The organism is Microbacterium sp. LWO12-1.2 (assembly GCF_040675875.1).
In the GTDB taxonomy this organism is placed as follows: Bacteria; Actinomycetota; Actinomycetes; order Actinomycetales; family Microbacteriaceae; genus Microbacterium.
The window spans coordinates 1,135,539-1,150,925 of sequence record NZ_JBEGII010000001.1; the positions used below are offsets into that span (position 1 = coordinate 1,135,539).

The following is a 15,387-nucleotide window of genomic DNA, read 5'->3' on the forward strand; positions in this document are numbered from 1 at the left end:
TTCTTTGTGCCGTGACCGGTTCTGCCACAGGGGAACCCGCGGACGCATCAGCGCCGTACGGCACACACACTTTCTTGTTCCTTCCATCATCATGCACGCGACCTGTGGCGAGTGCAGAGAGAGACGATCATGCAGATCCTCGACGCCGTTGACGCGGCTTCCCTCCGTTCGGACATCCCGGACTTCTTCCCCGGTGACACCGTCAAGGTGCACGTCAACATCACGGAGGGCACCCGCTCCCGTATCCAGGTCTTCCAGGGCGTCGTCATCGGCCGCCAGGGCGACAGCGTGCGTGAGACCTTCACGGTCCGCAAGATCAGCTTCCAGGTCGGCGTCGAGCGTACCTTCCCGGTGCACTCCCCGGTGATCGACCACATCGAGGTCGTCACCCGTGGTGACGTGCGTCGCGCGAAGCTCTACTACCTCCGCCAGCTCCGTGGCAAGAAGGCGAAGATCAAGGAGAAGCGCGACCGCTGACGCGCAGCTTCTCCACAGCACCCCGGGACACGATGTCTCGGGGTGCTGTGTTCTACCCCCGGTGTGCGACCCTTGATACTGCCGCTGGCGCGCGGTGCACGATTCGTGAAGGAAGCTGATGACGACCGACTCCCCGTCCGCACCCACGTCCAGGCGGCGTCGCGGCTTTCTGACATTCCTTCGCGACGTGTTGGTCATCATTCTCATCGCCGCGCTGGTGTCGTTCGTGGTCAAGACCTTCGTGGTCCGGTCGTTCTACATCCCGTCCGCCTCGATGGAGCGAACGCTCCTGATCAAAGACCGGATCCTCGTCGACGAACTCACGCCGCGGTGGACCGGCTATGAGCGGGGCGATGTGGTGGTGTTCAAGGACCCGGGCGGATGGCTGGAGCCCGCGCCGCAGAAGCCCGCTGCTCCTCCGCTGGTGCAGGCCGTGGACTGGGTGCTCAATGTCGTGGGAATCTCCGCCACGGATGCTCAGGACCATCTGGTCAAGCGGGTGATCGGATTGCCCGGCGACCATGTCGTGTGCTGCAACGCACTGGGCCAGATCACCATCAACGGTGCGCCCATCGACGAGCTCGGCTACCTCAACCTGCCGGAAGGCGACACCGCCGCGTCGAACGACCCGTTCGACGTCGTCGTGCCGGAGGGCTCGCTCTGGCTGCTCGGTGACAATAGAGACCGGTCGCGCGATGCACGCGCGCATCAGGACCTTCCCAGCGGGGGATTCGTCCCGCTGGACAATGTCGTGGGCAAGGCCTTCCTGACGACATGGCCGTTGAACCGCATGGGGACGATCGACGGTCACCACGACACGTTCAACGGCGTCCCGGATCCGGAATGACCGTCGTAGCCCCGAAGCTGACCCTGGAGCGGAGGCTCCTGGGTGAGTGCGAGCTGATCATCTCGCTGGACGAGGTGGGACGCGGAGCGCTGGCCGGTCCTGTGGCTGTCGGGGCCGCCGTGATGGATGCCGCCGGCGCGCGCCGACGCGTGCCGGAGGGGCTTCGCGACTCGAAACTCGTCACGGAGAGGCGTCGCCCGGACGTGGCGGCCAGGGCGGCGGCGTGGGTGCAGGCCTCGGCTGTCGGCTGGGCGAGCGCTGCTGAGGTGGACGAGGTCGGCATCATGCGCGCGCTCGGCCTCGCGGCTTCCCGGGCCGTACTCGGCGTGGTGTCGCAGGGAGCATCGGTCGAGAACGCTCTCGTGCTCCTCGACGGCAACCACGACTATGTGTCGGCCGTGCATCCCGTGCCCCTCCGGGTGCGTCCGGTGATCAAGGCCGATCGTGACTGTGCGTCGGTGTCTGCCGCGTCAGTGATCGCCAAGGTCGCGCGTGATTCCCTCATGGTGGAGCTGCACGCGGGTCACCCGGAGTATCAGTGGGACCGCAACAAGGGCTATGCGAGTGCGGAGCATCGCGAGGCGATCAGGGCGAGCGGACTGTCGCCGTATCACCGGGCGTCGTGGGCGATATCGGATGCTCCGACGTTGTTCTGAGCGGCAAGCGGTGCGGCATCATGGCAGTCCGACTCTAGGATGGATTCATCATGGATGAGGAAGCCTTCGACGACTACGACCGCGAGCTCGAGCTGGCACTGTTCCGGGAGTACCGGGACGTGGTGTCCCAGTTCCAGTACGTCGTCGAGACCGAGCGCCGGTTCTACCTGGCGAATGAGGTCAATGTCGTCCGTCGCGACACCGAGCACGACTTCTACTTCGAGATATCGATGACCGACGTCTGGGTGTGGGACATCTACCGTGCCGACCGTTTCGTCAAGGCGGTGCGCGTGCTGACGTTCAAGGACGTGAACGTGGAAGAACTGCAGCGCCGTGAGTTCGAGCTGCCGCAGGAGCTCTCTCTCGACGGAGAGTGACCTGGCGCCCGCCGAGGCACCTCTTCTGCACCGCGGGCCGATCCGCCGAGTTCTTCTGAATGGCCGGGTGATGCGCTAGTCGCGTGATCCTCGAACCCCGGGTTTCGCGATGCTGAGGTCATGGCAGCGAAAGATGATCTCGGAAGAGCAGGCGAGCAACGTGCGGTATCCCACCTGGTGGGACTCGGCTATGACGTGCTCGACAGAAACTGGCGCTGCGCCCAGGGTGAGATCGACATCGTCGCCGTCCATGGTGATGATCTCGCGATCGTCGAGGTCAAGACGCGTCGCTCGACAGCTTTCGGGCACCCGTTCGAGGCGATCGACGAACGCAAGAGACGCCGCCTGTGGAGGCTCGCGCATGCCTGGATAGAGTCGCACGCCCTCCAGGCGCGGGGTCTGACGGTGCGGATCGACGGAATCGGTATCGTCGGACCCGACCCCGTGACCGCAACGTTGGAACACCTGCGAGATCTCGCGTGAGCACCGCCCGGACGTGGGCCGTGGCGCTCACCGGTGTCGATGGACACCTTGTCGAGGTGGAAGCCGATCTCTCGAACCAGACACCGGAGTTCAAGATCATCGGGCTCCCAGACAAGGCGCTCGGCGAGGCGGTGCAACGCGTGCACAACGCCTGTAAGAACGCGGGGCTCGATCTGCCACGTAGGCGCCTCACGGTCAATCTCTCACCCGCGAGTCTGCCCAAGCATGGATCAGGCTTCGACCTCAGCATCGCCGTGTCGACGCTCGCGGCCGGGGGGCTGATCGCACGGCGCTCCATCGCGGGCACAGTGCACATCGGCGAACTCGGGCTCGATGGGCGACTGCGTCCGGTGCCCGGCATCCTGCCTGCGGTGTTCGCGGCCTCTCGCGCGGGTTTCGATCACGTGATCGTACCGAAGGCGAACGAAGACGAGGCACGCCTGGTCCCGGGGATCGACGTGCGAGCGGCCGCATCGCTCGCAGAAGTCGCGGTATGGCACGGAGCCGACGTCGAGGTCCCGGACGTGGTCGCCGTCGACGCGGCTGTGCCCGCCCCGGTTCAGGAAGAACCTCTCGATCTCGCCGATGTCGTCGGACAGCCGGAAGCGGTGGACGCGCTCATGATCGCTGCTGCCGGAGGACACCATCTGCTTCTCAGCGGTCCGCCCGGTGCGGGCAAGACCATGCTGGCGCGGCGTCTCCCCGGAATCCTGCCACGGCTGACCGAGGAGGAAGCTCTGGAGGTCGCGGCGATCCGATCGCTCAGCGGTGATGCCGTGACAAGACTCGATGCGGCGCCACCGCTGGAGTCCCCGCACCACAGTGCGTCCGTCGCCGCGCTCGTCGGCGGCGGGTCCCGTGCGGCGAGGCCGGGCGCGATCGCGCGCGCACATCGCGGCGTGCTCTTCCTCGACGAGGCGGCCGAGTTCTCTCGCGTGGCACTGGACGCCCTGCGTCAGCCGCTCGAGTCCGGGGCGATCGAAGTGCATCGCGCCGGATTCACCGCCCGCTTCCCCGCCCGGTTCCAGCTGGTGCTGGCCATGAACCCCTGCCCATGCGGGAACTACGGTGTCCGTGGCGCCGAATGCGTGTGCCCGCCGATGGCGATCAGGCGCTATGCGACGCGGCTCTCCGGCCCTTTGCGTGACCGCGTCGATATCGACCTCCAGGTGGCGCGGGTGGCCCTGCACAGGGCCGCAGCCGGTGAGGCTGCCCCTCTCACGTCGGCCGACGCGCGCGAACGGGTGCGTGTGGCACGGGAGCGGGCCTCGGAGCGCTGGCGGTCGACGCCGTGGCGGCGAAATGCGGAGGTACCAGGCACATGGCTCCGTCAAGGGGCGCTGCGGCTGGAGCCGCCAGTGCGAGCTCCGCTCGACCGCGCCCTGGAACGGGGCGCGCTGACACTTCGCGGGTATGACCGGGTCCTGCGTCTGGCATGGACGATGGCCGATATTACCGGCCATGACAGGCCGGGTCTCGAGGAGATCGGACGTGCACTGCACTTGAGGAGAGGAACGACATCGTGATCGACGACCTATTCGGGAGCGCTGAGATCATGGACGAAGTCAGGCTGCTCCGTGAGAACGAAGGCGTGCCGGATGCGCTCGCGCGGGCCGCGTGGAGCGTGCTCGCCGAGCCGGGTGACGGAACTGCCGGGGCGTTGATCAACGCGCTGGGTGCGGAGGAAGCGCTGCGATACGCGGTAGACGGCACCCAGCGCGACGGCGCGGTTGATGCGCTTCTCGATACGGCGGATCCACGCGTGCGACGCGCTGTCACGGAGGGAAGACGGCGGTGGACTCCACGCGTGGAGGCTCGTGCCGTGCGCGATGCCCTGCGCGGAGCCCGCGAGGTCGGCGCCATGCTTCTGCTGCCCGGCGACGACTTGTGGCCCGTCGCGCTGGATGATCTCGGAGACAACGCTCCGATCGCACTCTGGGTTCGGGGCGATCCGCGTCGATGGGTCGTCACGCCGCGGGTGTCGATGGTGGGCGCGCGCGCCTCCAGCGGCTACGGCGACCACGTCGCGTCTGAGCTCGCGGGCGACCTCGCCGCATCCGGTGCGCTCATCGTGTCGGGTGGAGCCTACGGAATCGATGGTGCGGCGCATCGCGCCGCGCTCGGCGTCGGAGGGGGCACCGTCGCCTTCCTCGCGGGCGGGGTGGACCGCGCCTACCCTGCCGGGCATCACGGTCTGCTCAAGCAGATTGCCGAAGAGGGCGCTGTGGTGAGTGAGCTGCCCTGCGGTGCCGCGCCGACCAAGTGGCGGTTCCTGGCGCGCAACCGATTGATCGCCGCCCTGGGAGATGTGACGGTCGTGGTCGAGGCGGGGTGGCGCAGTGGGTCATTGAACACGGCAGGGCACGCTGCCGCACTCGGCCGGCCTCTGGGCGCGGTCCCAGGAGCGGTCACTTCGGCATCGTCGGCAGGCTGCCATCGACTGCTCCGAGAGTACGACGCCGTGTGTGTGACCTCGGCGGCAGAGATCCGTGAGCTGTGCGGCGTGGTCTTCGACAGGGTGGAAGGCGCGGGCGGCGCGGACCCCGAGCGGGTGCGACTTCTGGATTCCCTCAGTGGCCGCGCTGCGCTGCCGACCATCGAGATCGCCCGTCGCTCAGGACTGTCCATCGAGCGGGTGCTCACGCACCTGGGTCTTCTGGAGCTGGAGGGACTGGTGCACCCAGTGGACGGCGGTTGGCGGCGTTCGCCCTCCTAGCCCGCTGCCGCTGCCAGAGCGGAAGGGCGGCGGGTGAACGGCGCGGTAGGGCGCAACGGCGAGGCTCCGCCGAAGTCCCACGTTCGACGGCAAGCTGAGTGTATGGAGCTTTCCGACGCGTCAGAGGTGTTCCTCGAACACCTCGCCCGTGTGCGTCGGCTCTCACCCGCGACGGTCAAGGCGTATCGGTCCGACCTTCGCGACCTGGCGGGCTCTGCGGGAGCGGTCGCCGTCGAGGACGTGGATCTCGAGGTGCTTCGCGAGTGGCTGTGGATGGCCACGCAGCGCGGTGATGCACGCTCCACGCTCGCGCGGAGGGCGGCTGCGGCGCGGTCCTTCTTCAGCTGGGCCAAAGAGCAGGAGCTGATCGCGCACGACCCCAGTCTGCGGCTGATCGCACCGAAACGTGGACGCACGTTGCCGACCGTGGCGTCGCAGGACGCGATGTCGACGCTTCTCGACCACCAGCGTTCGGCAGCCGCCGGAGGAGACCCGATCGCGCTGCGAGACCACGCGATCATCGAGATGCTCTACGGGGCCGGCATCCGTGTCTCTGAACTTTGCGGCCTCGACATCGACGATGTCGACCTCGACCGCCGCACGGCCAGGGTCCTCGGGAAGGGCTCGAAAGAACGTGTCGTTCCGTTCGGGCTTCCCGCCGGGGAAGCGATCGCTGCCTATCTCCGGCGCGGGCGACCTGTACTCATCGAGCGTTCGTCCGCCTCGACTCCCGCCCTGGTACTGGGATCCCGCGGCGGGCGCATCGGCGCGCGGTCCGTGTACACGCTCGTGGCCCGCGTGCTGTCTCCCGTCGTGGGTGCGGAGACGGTGGGCCCGCATGCGCTGCGCCACACCGCCGCGACACATCTCCTCGACGGCGGTGCGGATCTTCGAGCGGTGCAGGAGATCCTGGGGCATGCGAGCCTCGGAACGACGCAGATCTACACCCACGTCTCTTCCGAGCGTCTGGCCGCGACGTACCGGCTGGCCCACCCCCGCGCCTGACATCGTCCCGGTGCTGCGGAGGCGGTGCGCGGTTCGGCCAGACGATGTCGGAGCTTCACGGCTACACGCAGCAGGGGAGCAGCACGGCCCTCGGCACCGGACCGAACAGGAGCATCGGGTTGATGTAGTCCCCATCGCGCCGCACACCGAGGTGCACGGCCCCGCGCGGCGTGTGTCCTCCGGCTCTGACGATCCCGACCGGCTCACCGGCAGCGACCGCGTCACCGGGCGTGAGCTGTGATGCGACGGGTTCGAGCGTCGAGACGAGCCCGTCGGAATGCTCGATGGTGATGAGGGAGCGGTCGACCACCGTCCCTCGGAACGCGACGATGCCGGCGGCCGGGGCGGAGACTGTGGTCCCCTCGACGGCGACGAGGTCGACTCCACGGTGTCCGGCCCCGTATTCGTGCGCCGGAGCGCGATACGGAGCGGTGACCGCCCGAGGACCCGGGACCGGCCACGTCCAGTTCTGTCCCACGACGGGGACGGCTGAGAAGGCGCGCTCCGCGAGGGCGGACTCATCCGCTGCGGCAGTCGGCGCGACGGCCCACAGCAGCACCGGGCACAGGAGAACGAAGAGGCAGGTCACCAGTCGCGTCGCGGATGTCATCCGTGCATCCTGATACGGATCGGAACACTTCGGTGCAGACCAGCCGCGGACGGGGGAGAAGCGGGCAGCACCGCGCGGCGGTGCAGGTCAAGTGCGGTGTCTCATCCTGTATGCTGAGGGAGCACCTCGATATCGGGGTGACTACGCGTGCCCTCAGCGACTCAGGTCGCGGCATCCACTCCCTCAGGTCCTACTCCCAGAGCAGGCGGGTGTGCGCCGGGCACCAGGAAGTCCGATCGTCAGATCGGCTTGACAACCTCAACGGCGCAGAACGCGCCAGAATCAGGAGACGACCATGGCTGTGGTCACCATCCGCCAGCTGCTCGACAGCGGCGTGCACTTCGGACACCAGACCCGTCGGTGGAACCCGAAGGTCAAGCGCTTCATCCTCACCGAGCGCAGCGGCATCCACATCATCGACCTCCAGCAGTCGCTCGGCTACATCGACAAGGCCTACGACTTCGTCAAGGAGACCGTCGCCCACGGTGGCACGATCCTCTTCGTCGGCACGAAGAAGCAGGCGCAGGAGATCCTCGCCGAGCAGGCGACCCGCGTGGGCCAGCCCTTCGTCAACCAGCGCTGGCTCGGTGGACTCCTCACCAACTTCCAGACGATCTCCAAGCGTCTCGCACGCATGAAGGAGCTCGAGGAGCTGGACTACGAGACCCCGGCGAACAGCGGCTTCACGAAGAAGGAGCTGCTTCTCAAGAAGCGCGAGCTCGACAAGCTGCACAAGTCGCTCGGCGGTATCCGCAACCTCACCAAGACGCCTTCGGCCATCTGGGTCGTCGACGCCAAGCGCGAGCACCTCGCGATCGATGAGGCCAAGAAGCTCGGCATCCCCGTGATCGGCATCCTCGACACGAACGCCGACCCGGATGACTTCCAGTACCCGATCCCCGGCAACGACGACGCGATCCGCTCCGTCTCGCTGCTGACCCGCATCATCGCGGACGCCGCTGCCGAGGGCCTGCAGCAGAAGCACAACCCCGAGACGGGCGACGCTGAGCCGCTCGCCGACTGGGAGAAGGAGCTTCTCGAGACCCCCGTTCAGGAGTCCGCTGACGCTGCGGAGATCGTGACCGCTGAGGACGAGGCCGCCGTCGTCGAGACGCCCGCCGCTGACGAGACCGCTGCCGATGCAGCCGGTGCCGAAGCACACGACGAGGCCATCGCCGCCGCTTCCGGTGAGGAGACCGCTGAGGTCGCCGCCGCCGAGGCAGCTGACGCCAAGTAATCCCCTCGAACCGACATACATTACGAAGCAAGGAGCCACCACACATGGCCAACTTCACCATCGCGGACCTCAAGGCGCTGCGTGAGCAGCTCGGCACGGGAATGGTCGACACCAAGAAGGCACTCGAGGAGGCTGACGGCGACGTCGAGAAGGCCACCGAGATCCTGCGCCTGAAGGGTGCCAAGGGCAACGCGAAGCGTGCCGACCGTTCCACCAGCGAGGGCCTCATCGTCGCTCGCGAGCAGGATGGCGTCGTGACGCTCATCGAGCTCGCCTGCGAAACCGACTTCGTCGCGAAGAACGATCGCTTCATCGCGCTTGCCGAGAAGGTGGCCGACGCCGTCGCCGCCGTCAAGGCGGACTCGGTCGAGGCCGGTCTGGCCGCTCAGGCGGGCGACAAGTCCGTCGAGCAGGTCATCTCGGAGGAAGCCGCGATCATCGGCGAGAAGGTCGAGCTGCGCCGCGTGCGTACGATCTCCGGCGACAAGGTCGAGGTCTACCTGCACCGCACGAGCAAGGACCTGCCGCCGCAGATCGGTGTCGTCGTCGCCTACTCGGGTGACGACGCGGAGACCGCGCGCAGCATCGCCCAGCACATCTCGTTCGCCAACCCGTCGTACCTCGCTCGCGAGGACGTTCCGGCAGACGCCGTCGAGAAGGAGCGCGAGATCGTGACCGAGATCTCCCGGAACGAGGGCAAGCCGGAAGCGGCGCTGCCCAAGATCGTCGAGGGCCGCGTGTCCGCGTTCATCAAGCAGGTCGCACTGCTCGAGCAGGACTACGCCAAGGACAACAAGCTCTCTGTCGCCCAGGTGGCGAAGGACGCCGGTATCACCGTGACGGACTTCGCGCGCTTCAAGGTCGGCGCGTAGCAAAGTCGAAGGGGTTCGGATCGTCGAGATCCGAACCCCTTCTTCGTGCCCACGAGGCACTATCTTGAATCGGGACGAGAGGACAATACCCATGACCGAACGCACCGGACGCCGCCGCGTCCTTCTGAAGCTCTCCGGGGAGGCATTCGGCGCAGGTCAGCTGGGCGTCAATCCTGACGTCGTCGGCCAGATCGCGCGCGATATCGCCGCAGCGGTCGACCGCGTCGAGGTCGCCATCGTCGTCGGTGGCGGCAACTTCTTCCGCGGCGCTGAGCTCAGCCAGCGAGGCATGGACAGAGGTCGTGCCGACTACATGGGCATGCTCGGGACCGTGATGAACGCTCTCGCGCTGCAGGACTTCCTCGAGCAAGCGGGAGCGGCGACGCGTGTGCAGTCCGCGATCGCGATGACCCAGGTTGCGGAGCCGTACATTCCGCGGCGGGCTGAGCGGCACATGGAGAAGGGGCGTGTCGTCATCTTCGGCGCCGGCGCCGGTCTGCCGTACTTCTCCACGGACACCGTGGCGGCGCAGCGCGCGCTCGAGATCGGGGCGCAGGAAGTGCTGGTCGCGAAGAACGGCGTGGACGCGATCTACACGGCGGATCCCAACAAGCACGCGGATGCCGAGCGCATCGAGCAGGTCACGTACCGCGACGCTCTCCAGCGGGGACTCAAGGTGGTCGACTCGACAGCTTTCAGTCTCTGCATGGACAACAACATGGACATGCGTGTGTTCGGTATGGAGCCGGCGGGCAACGTGACTCGTGCTCTGCTCGGTGAGCCGATCGGAACACTCGTCACCGCGTGAGCGTGTGATCCGGGCGAACAGGCTTCGCCCGATAGAATTTCCAGAACACCCCGACGATAGGAGTCACCGTGATCGCGGATGTCCTCGCTGAAACCACCTCCCGCATGGCACGGGCGGTCGAGGCTGCCAAGGAGGACTTCTCCACGGTTCGCACCGGTCGTGCCAACCCGCAGCTGTTCCAGAAGGTTCTGGTCGACTACTACGGAACGCCGACCCCGCTCGCTCAGCTCGCGTCGCTGGCGAACCAGGAGGCCCGCACGCTGATCATCACGCCGTACGACAAGTCGGCACTGAAGGCGATCGAGCAGGCTGTCCGTGACATGCCCAATCTCGGTGCCAACCCGACGAACGACGGCAACCTCGTCCGCGTCGTGATGCCCGAGCTGACCGCCGATCGGCGCAAGGAGTACGTGAAGCTCGTCAAGACCAAGGCCGAGGACGCCAAGGTGCACGTGCGCGGCATCCGCCGCAAGTCGAAGGACGAGCTCGACGCGCTGAAGAGCGAACTCGGAGAAGACGAGATCGCTCGCGCTGAGAAAGAACTCGATGCGCTCACGCGTCAGCACGTCGATCTCATCGACGACGCGCTCAAGCGCAAAGAGGCCGAACTCCTCGAGGTGTAGTCGGCATGTCTGACGACACGCGAGATGACGAGGAGGGGACACCACCGTCGCGCCGTGAGGCAGTTGACGGGGCGAGCCCTGACGGCGGCATCCCGCTTGCGGACACCGCCTTCCCCGAGTTCGATGCGACGAGCATTCCTCCGCGTCCTCCGCTGCCCCGCGAGGAGTATGTGAGCGGGGGAGTCGAGGTCGTGACGACGGAGCAGCTCGACACCGCTGATCACAACGCGATCAGAGAGCAATGGCGGGCAGCGCGAGACGAGCTGGGAACTCACGTGTCGCATGCGCGGGACCAGCTGGATCAGGCGAACGAACGGATCAAGCAGCGCACGGGACGCGACCTCATCCTGGCCATCGTCATCGGACTCGCGTTCGGAGCGGCGCTGCTCGGGTCGTTGCTCTTCATCAAAGCGTTGTTCCTGCCGTTCGCCCTGGCGGCGGCACTCCTCGGTGTCTATGAACTTTCGCGCGCGCTCCGCTCCGGTGGGCGTCGCATCGATGTCGTCCCCCAACTGATCGCAGCGGCGATCCTGGTGCTCTCGGCGTACTTCGCGGAGATCTGGCTCTGCTGGGTCGTGCTTTTCGTCGCCGTCTCGTTCGTGATCGTCTGGCGTCTGGTCGCCCAGATGGTCTCGAAAGACGGCAGGACCTACGGCGATGTCCTCGCCGACGCGGTCGTCGGCGGATTCGTGCAGATCTACGTCCCCTTCCTCGCGGGCGTCGCCCTCATCCTGCTCAAGCAGGAGGGCGGGCAATGGTGGGTCCTGAGTTTCATCGCCATCGCCGTCGCCGCGGACACCGGCGCCTACGCGGCCGGCATTGCTTTCGGTCGCCATCCGATGGCACCGAAGATCAGCCCCAAGAAGACGTGGGAGGGGTTCGCCGGCGCTGTCGCGGCATCGTTGATCGCCGGCACACTCCTCGCGCTCTTCCTTCTGGACCTGCCCTGGTGGGCGGGGCTCATCTTCGGCGCAGCCATCCTGCTCTCCGCGACGCTCGGTGACCTCGGTGAGTCGATGCTCAAGCGGGACATCGGCATCAAGGACATGAGTTCGTGGCTGCCGGGACACGGTGGGCTGCTCGACCGACTGGACAGCATCCTGCCCTCGACGGTCCCTGCGCTGTGCCTCTACTTCCTCCTCTCTCCCTGGGTGGTGCTGTCATGACCGACCGATCTCTGGATACCGCGGCCACGGAGGACACTCCTCCCGCTTTCGCGCTCACCACCGGCCGCACGCTCGGCTATCACCGCGCCGCGGTGGACACGTTCCTCGTCTCTGCTCGCAAAGCCTTCGAGCTCGGGGGAGACCAGCTGGAGGCGGCAGACGTACGTACCGCGTCATTCCCCCTCGTCAAGGGTGGTTACGTGGTCGCGGACGTCGACGCCGCACTGGGACGGGTCGAGGACGCATTCGCCGCGCGCGAACGCGAGCGCGTCGTTCGTGCTCGCGGAGCGGGTGCATGGGTGGAGCAAGCGCGTGAGGACGCGCAGACGATCCTCGACCACCTCGCTCGGCCCGCACGTCATCGATTCGCACGGAGTGGTGTTCTGACCTTCGGGTATCGAGTCGACGAAGTGGATCACGTCGCCACCCGCATCGTGCGCTACCTCCGCGACGGCGATGCCCTGACCGCCGAGCAGTTGCGGTCAGCCGCGTTCCGGATGCAGCGCGGCGGCTACCGCGAAGAGCAGGTCGATGCGCTGCTCGATGCCACCATCGATGTCATCCTGGCCGTCCGCTGAGGCTTCCCATGGTCGTCTCAGACGTCTTTGCGTAGACTGTCGTTCATCGTGAACTCCCGAAACGACATGAAACTCGAACGAAGCAACGCCTCGCTGGTGCCTACGGCGGTGGCCACCTCGGCGCGCAAGGGAACTCGAAGGTGGTCTCGGCGCCGCGGTGTGGTCGGCTTCTTCAGTGCTGTCGCCGTCGTCGGATTCGCCGGAGCGATCGTGGCGCCGACCGGCGTCGCTTTGGCTGACCCGCCGACCGCCGACGTGGCGGACAGCGTGTACGCCGCTGCTCTGGCCGACACGCAGAATCTGACCGTCACCGTCGAAGGCGCGGCCATCACCCCTGTCGAACGCGGTGAGTTCGAGGTATACGTCAAACCGAAGCCCACGCCGAAGCCCGTGGTCGCGCAGACGAACGCCAGCGGCGGATCGAGCGGCGGCGGCCCTCTGCTCTACAGCGGCGGTGGCGCACCGGCCGAATGGATGGCGGCGGCGGGTATCGCTGCTGCCGATCAGGGATACGTGGACTACATCGTCTCCCGTGAGAGCGGCTGGAACCCGAACGCGACCAACTCGTCGTCCGGGGCGTGCGGTCTCGTGCAGGCACTGCCGTGCAGCAAGGTCCCCGGTAACGGTTACAACCCAGTCGACAATCTGCGTTGGGCTACCGGATATGCGGTCGGGCGCTACGGGAGCTGGGCAGGGGCGTACAGCTTCTGGATCAACAACCACTGGTGGTGAGCGCGCATCGTGCCACGCTCCCGCAAAAGGCCTCCGGCGCGCCCTGACGCCGAGGACTCGCTCGAACGGCTGATCTCCGGGTGGAAGCGTTCAGAGACGCGCCGTGGTGCCGAGTGGACTGTGCAACCCGTGTCGGCCGCGCAGGCGCAGAAGGCTTATATCTGTCCCGGGTGCGGCCAGGAGGTCACCGCAGGAACCGCGCACCTCGTCGCGTGGCGCGCTGATGGCGTGTTGGGTGACGCCGCCGACCTGGCGGCGCGCAGACACTGGCACACACACTGTTGGAGGATGGCGTGAGCATCGAGATTCGTGGCCCGTTGGAGCTGCCGGCCCGACGTGAGGACATCGAGCTGCAGACAGCCGACGGGCTGACTCTCGTCGGCGAGCTGGCTCAGCCGGAAGCCGGCGAGGCCGTGGCCACTCTCGTGACACTGCACCCGCTGCCCACCGCCGGTGGTTTCATGGACTCCCACATCCTGCGCAAGGCGGCTGGCCGTCTTCCGGCGCTGGCTGACCTCGCGGTACTCCGATTCAACACGCGGGGGACCACATCACCCCGGGGGACCAGCGACGGCGCATTCGACGGCGGCGGCGCTGAGCAGTTCGACGTGGCCGCAGCGATGGACTTCGTCCGCGAGCGCGCACTGCCGCGTCCGTGGCTCCTGGGCTGGTCGTTCGGTACGGAACTCGCGCTGAAATACGGCCGCGACCACGACATCGAGGGCGTGATCCTGTTGTCGCCGCCGTTGCATCGCGCGACGGACGAAGAGGTCGCTGCCTGGTCGGGCACCGATCGAGAGGTCGTGGTGCTCGTCCCCGAGCTCGACGACTACCTGCGCCCCGCCGAAGCGCGGGAGCGCTTTTCGTCGATCCCGCACGCGAAGTTGATCGCCGTGGATGGCGGAAAGCATCTCTGGGTGGGGGAGACTCAGACACGACGGGTGCTCACGGAGATAGTGGCCGCAGTGAACCCGTCGGCCCTTCCCCTCGCGACGCACTGGCCTCCGACCGCCTGAGCGGTCTCAGAGCTCGTTCATGCGCGGGATCAGCACCTGCCGATAGATGATCAGGATGCTCGCGGCCACCGGGATCGCGATCAGCGCCCCGAGCAGTCCGAGCAGGCTCCCGCCGGCGAGCGCAGCGACGACGACGACCGCGCCCGGCACGGATACCGCGCGGCTCATGATGCGGGGGGAGATGATGTACGCCTCGATCTGCATGTAGATGAGGTAGTAGATGGCTGCGGCGATGGCCGTGGCCGGGGAGCCCAGCCCCGGGATCAGACAGATCAGGACGATCAGTGTCGACCCGGTGAGTGTTCCCACCAGCGGGATCAGGGAGAAGAAGAAGGCGACCACAGCGAGCACGGCGGGGAACGGCGCCTGGATGATCGACAGGAAGATCGCGCTCAGCACACCGTTGATCACGCCGAGCGACAGCTGACCCATGACGTAGTAGCCGACCGAGTCGGTGATCTGCTCCGCAAGGTCAACGAAGCGGTCGCGCTTCGAGGCGGGTACGAGCTGGTAGACCGCGCGCTTGAGCGAAGGCGTCGAGGCGGTGAGGTAGATCGTGAGGATCAGCACGATGAAGGCACCGAACAGACCTGTGACGATGGCGGTTCCGACGACGATGACGCTTTCGGTGATCGAACCCCAGTTCTCCACCAGCCAGTCCGTCGCTCGTGTGAACGTGTCGTCGATGAAATCCGGTTGCAGCCCGGGGAACACCTCGATGATCCACGTCTTGACATCCCCGATGTACGTGCTCTGGAGGAACAGCGTGATCCGGCGCACCAGCTGACTGATCTGATCGACCAGGAGCGGGAGGATCATGAGCACGATTCCGGCGAACACGCCGAGTACGACGAGCATGGTGACCAGCACTGCTGACCACCGAGGGAGCTTGCGCCGCTCGAGGAACGCGACAACAGGGTCGAGACCGAGGCTGAGGAAGAGCGCGGTGCCGACGTAGAGCAGAACGGTGGAGAGGTTCTGCACGCTCCCGATCAGGAGGATGCCCAACCCCACGCCGAGAGTCGCCACCAGGGCGGTGCGGAAAGGATTGTGGATCTTCATCTGAACTCCTCGGGACTGCTGGTGTCAGGCTATCGACCCGGCACCCCGGCGCTGCAGCGACGTGCCGAACAGCATCGCACGAACGTTCTTTGGGCAACACACAGGTGGTTTCGATAGTCTGG

19 protein-coding genes are annotated in these 15,387 nt (G+C 66.7%); 17 read left to right on the forward strand and 2 right to left on the reverse strand.

The window, feature by feature from the left end; translation table 11 throughout:
* Positions 1-129 precede the first annotated feature (129 nt).
* From rplS to MRBLWO12_RS05390, 8 genes are all read left to right on the forward strand, one after another.
* Positions 130-477 carry a 50S ribosomal protein L19 gene (gene rplS / locus MRBLWO12_RS05355; RefSeq protein ID WP_091037582.1) on the forward strand — a complete coding sequence of 116 codons (348 nt, stop codon included), beginning with the start codon at positions 130-132 and terminating at the stop codon, positions 475-477.
* A gap of 118 nt (positions 478-595) precedes the next feature.
* Positions 596-1,324, forward strand: coding sequence for a signal peptidase I (gene lepB / locus MRBLWO12_RS05360; RefSeq protein ID WP_363553418.1), 729 nt, complete (start codon positions 596-598; stop codon positions 1,322-1,324).
* Positions 1,321-1,980 carry a ribonuclease HII gene (locus MRBLWO12_RS05365; RefSeq protein ID WP_363553420.1) on the forward strand — a complete coding sequence of 220 codons (660 nt, stop codon included), beginning with the start codon at positions 1,321-1,323 and terminating at the stop codon, positions 1,978-1,980. The genes lepB and MRBLWO12_RS05365 overlap by 4 nt, the downstream gene beginning before the upstream one ends.
* A 50-nt stretch (positions 1,981-2,030) precedes the next feature.
* Positions 2,031-2,357 (forward strand): DUF2469 family protein, encoded by a 327-nt coding sequence (locus MRBLWO12_RS05370; protein WP_017830719.1) that lies wholly within the window; start codon positions 2,031-2,033, stop codon positions 2,355-2,357.
* A gap of 120 nt (positions 2,358-2,477) precedes the next feature.
* The gene (locus tag MRBLWO12_RS05375; RefSeq protein ID WP_363553422.1) at positions 2,478-2,840 is read left to right on the forward strand and encodes a YraN family protein; all 363 of its coding nucleotides are present in this window, start codon (positions 2,478-2,480) and stop codon (positions 2,838-2,840) included.
* A complete protein-coding gene (locus MRBLWO12_RS05380; protein ID WP_363553424.1) occupies positions 2,837-4,366 on the forward strand; it encodes a YifB family Mg chelatase-like AAA ATPase in 1,530 nt (509 codons plus the stop codon). Before MRBLWO12_RS05375 ends, MRBLWO12_RS05380 begins: the two co-directional genes overlap by 4 nt.
* Entirely contained in the window at positions 4,363-5,556 is a 1,194-nt protein-coding gene (gene dprA / locus MRBLWO12_RS05385; RefSeq protein WP_363553426.1) for a DNA-processing protein DprA, read from the forward strand. The genes MRBLWO12_RS05380 and dprA overlap by 4 nt, the downstream gene beginning before the upstream one ends.
* Positions 5,557-5,658: 102 nt before the next feature.
* Positions 5,659-6,561, forward strand: coding sequence for a tyrosine recombinase XerC (locus tag MRBLWO12_RS05390; RefSeq protein WP_363553428.1), 903 nt, complete (start codon positions 5,659-5,661; stop codon positions 6,559-6,561).
* Between the two features lie 61 nt (positions 6,562-6,622).
* Here the strand turns inward: MRBLWO12_RS05390 and MRBLWO12_RS05395 are convergent, their stop codons facing one another.
* Entirely contained in the window at positions 6,623-7,171 is a 549-nt protein-coding gene (locus tag MRBLWO12_RS05395; protein WP_363553430.1) for a murein hydrolase activator EnvC family protein, read from the reverse strand.
* A 295-nt stretch (positions 7,172-7,466) separates the two neighbouring features.
* Between MRBLWO12_RS05395 and rpsB the strand changes: the two genes are divergently transcribed.
* The 9 genes from rpsB to MRBLWO12_RS05440 all read left to right on the forward strand — a co-directional run bounded on the left by rpsB (position 7,467) and on the right by MRBLWO12_RS05440 (position 14,203).
* Positions 7,467-8,408: a 30S ribosomal protein S2 gene (rpsB, locus tag MRBLWO12_RS05400; protein ID WP_363553432.1), complete on the forward strand. Its 942-nt coding sequence runs from the start codon at positions 7,467-7,469 to the stop codon at positions 8,406-8,408.
* Between the two features lie 44 nt (positions 8,409-8,452).
* Positions 8,453-9,280, forward strand: coding sequence for a translation elongation factor Ts (gene tsf, locus MRBLWO12_RS05405; protein ID WP_363553434.1), 828 nt, complete (start codon positions 8,453-8,455; stop codon positions 9,278-9,280).
* Positions 9,281-9,371: 91 nt separating this feature from the next.
* Entirely contained in the window at positions 9,372-10,088 is a 717-nt protein-coding gene (gene pyrH, locus MRBLWO12_RS05410; protein WP_141872152.1) for a UMP kinase, read from the forward strand.
* A gap of 68 nt (positions 10,089-10,156) precedes the next feature.
* On the forward strand, positions 10,157-10,711 hold the full coding sequence (gene frr / locus MRBLWO12_RS05415; RefSeq protein WP_363553436.1) for a ribosome recycling factor: 555 nt from the start codon (positions 10,157-10,159) through the stop codon (positions 10,709-10,711).
* Between the two features lie 5 nt (positions 10,712-10,716).
* On the forward strand, positions 10,717-11,877 hold the full coding sequence (locus MRBLWO12_RS05420) for a phosphatidate cytidylyltransferase (protein ID WP_363553438.1): 1,161 nt from the start codon (positions 10,717-10,719) through the stop codon (positions 11,875-11,877).
* On the forward strand, positions 11,874-12,455 hold the full coding sequence (locus MRBLWO12_RS05425; protein ID WP_363553440.1) for a DivIVA domain-containing protein: 582 nt from the start codon (positions 11,874-11,876) through the stop codon (positions 12,453-12,455). The genes MRBLWO12_RS05420 and MRBLWO12_RS05425 overlap by 4 nt, the downstream gene beginning before the upstream one ends.
* A gap of 66 nt (positions 12,456-12,521) precedes the next feature.
* Positions 12,522-13,187, forward strand: a complete 666-nt coding sequence (locus MRBLWO12_RS05430) for a transglycosylase SLT domain-containing protein (protein ID WP_363553442.1) — start codon at positions 12,522-12,524, stop codon at positions 13,185-13,187.
* Between the two features lie 9 nt (positions 13,188-13,196).
* Entirely contained in the window at positions 13,197-13,484 is a 288-nt protein-coding gene (locus MRBLWO12_RS05435; RefSeq protein ID WP_363553444.1) for a hypothetical protein, read from the forward strand.
* A 2-nt stretch (positions 13,485-13,486) separates the two neighbouring features.
* Complete coding sequence (locus tag MRBLWO12_RS05440; RefSeq protein WP_363558528.1) at positions 13,487-14,203, forward strand: alpha/beta hydrolase; 717 nt, start codon at positions 13,487-13,489, stop codon at positions 14,201-14,203.
* Positions 14,204-14,209: 6 nt separating this feature from the next.
* Here MRBLWO12_RS05440 and MRBLWO12_RS05445 read toward each other — a convergent pair whose 3' ends face one another.
* Positions 14,210-15,265: an AI-2E family transporter gene (locus MRBLWO12_RS05445; RefSeq protein ID WP_363553446.1), complete on the reverse strand. Its 1,056-nt coding sequence runs from the start codon at positions 15,263-15,265 to the stop codon at positions 14,210-14,212.
* Positions 15,266-15,387: the final 122 nt, after the last annotated feature.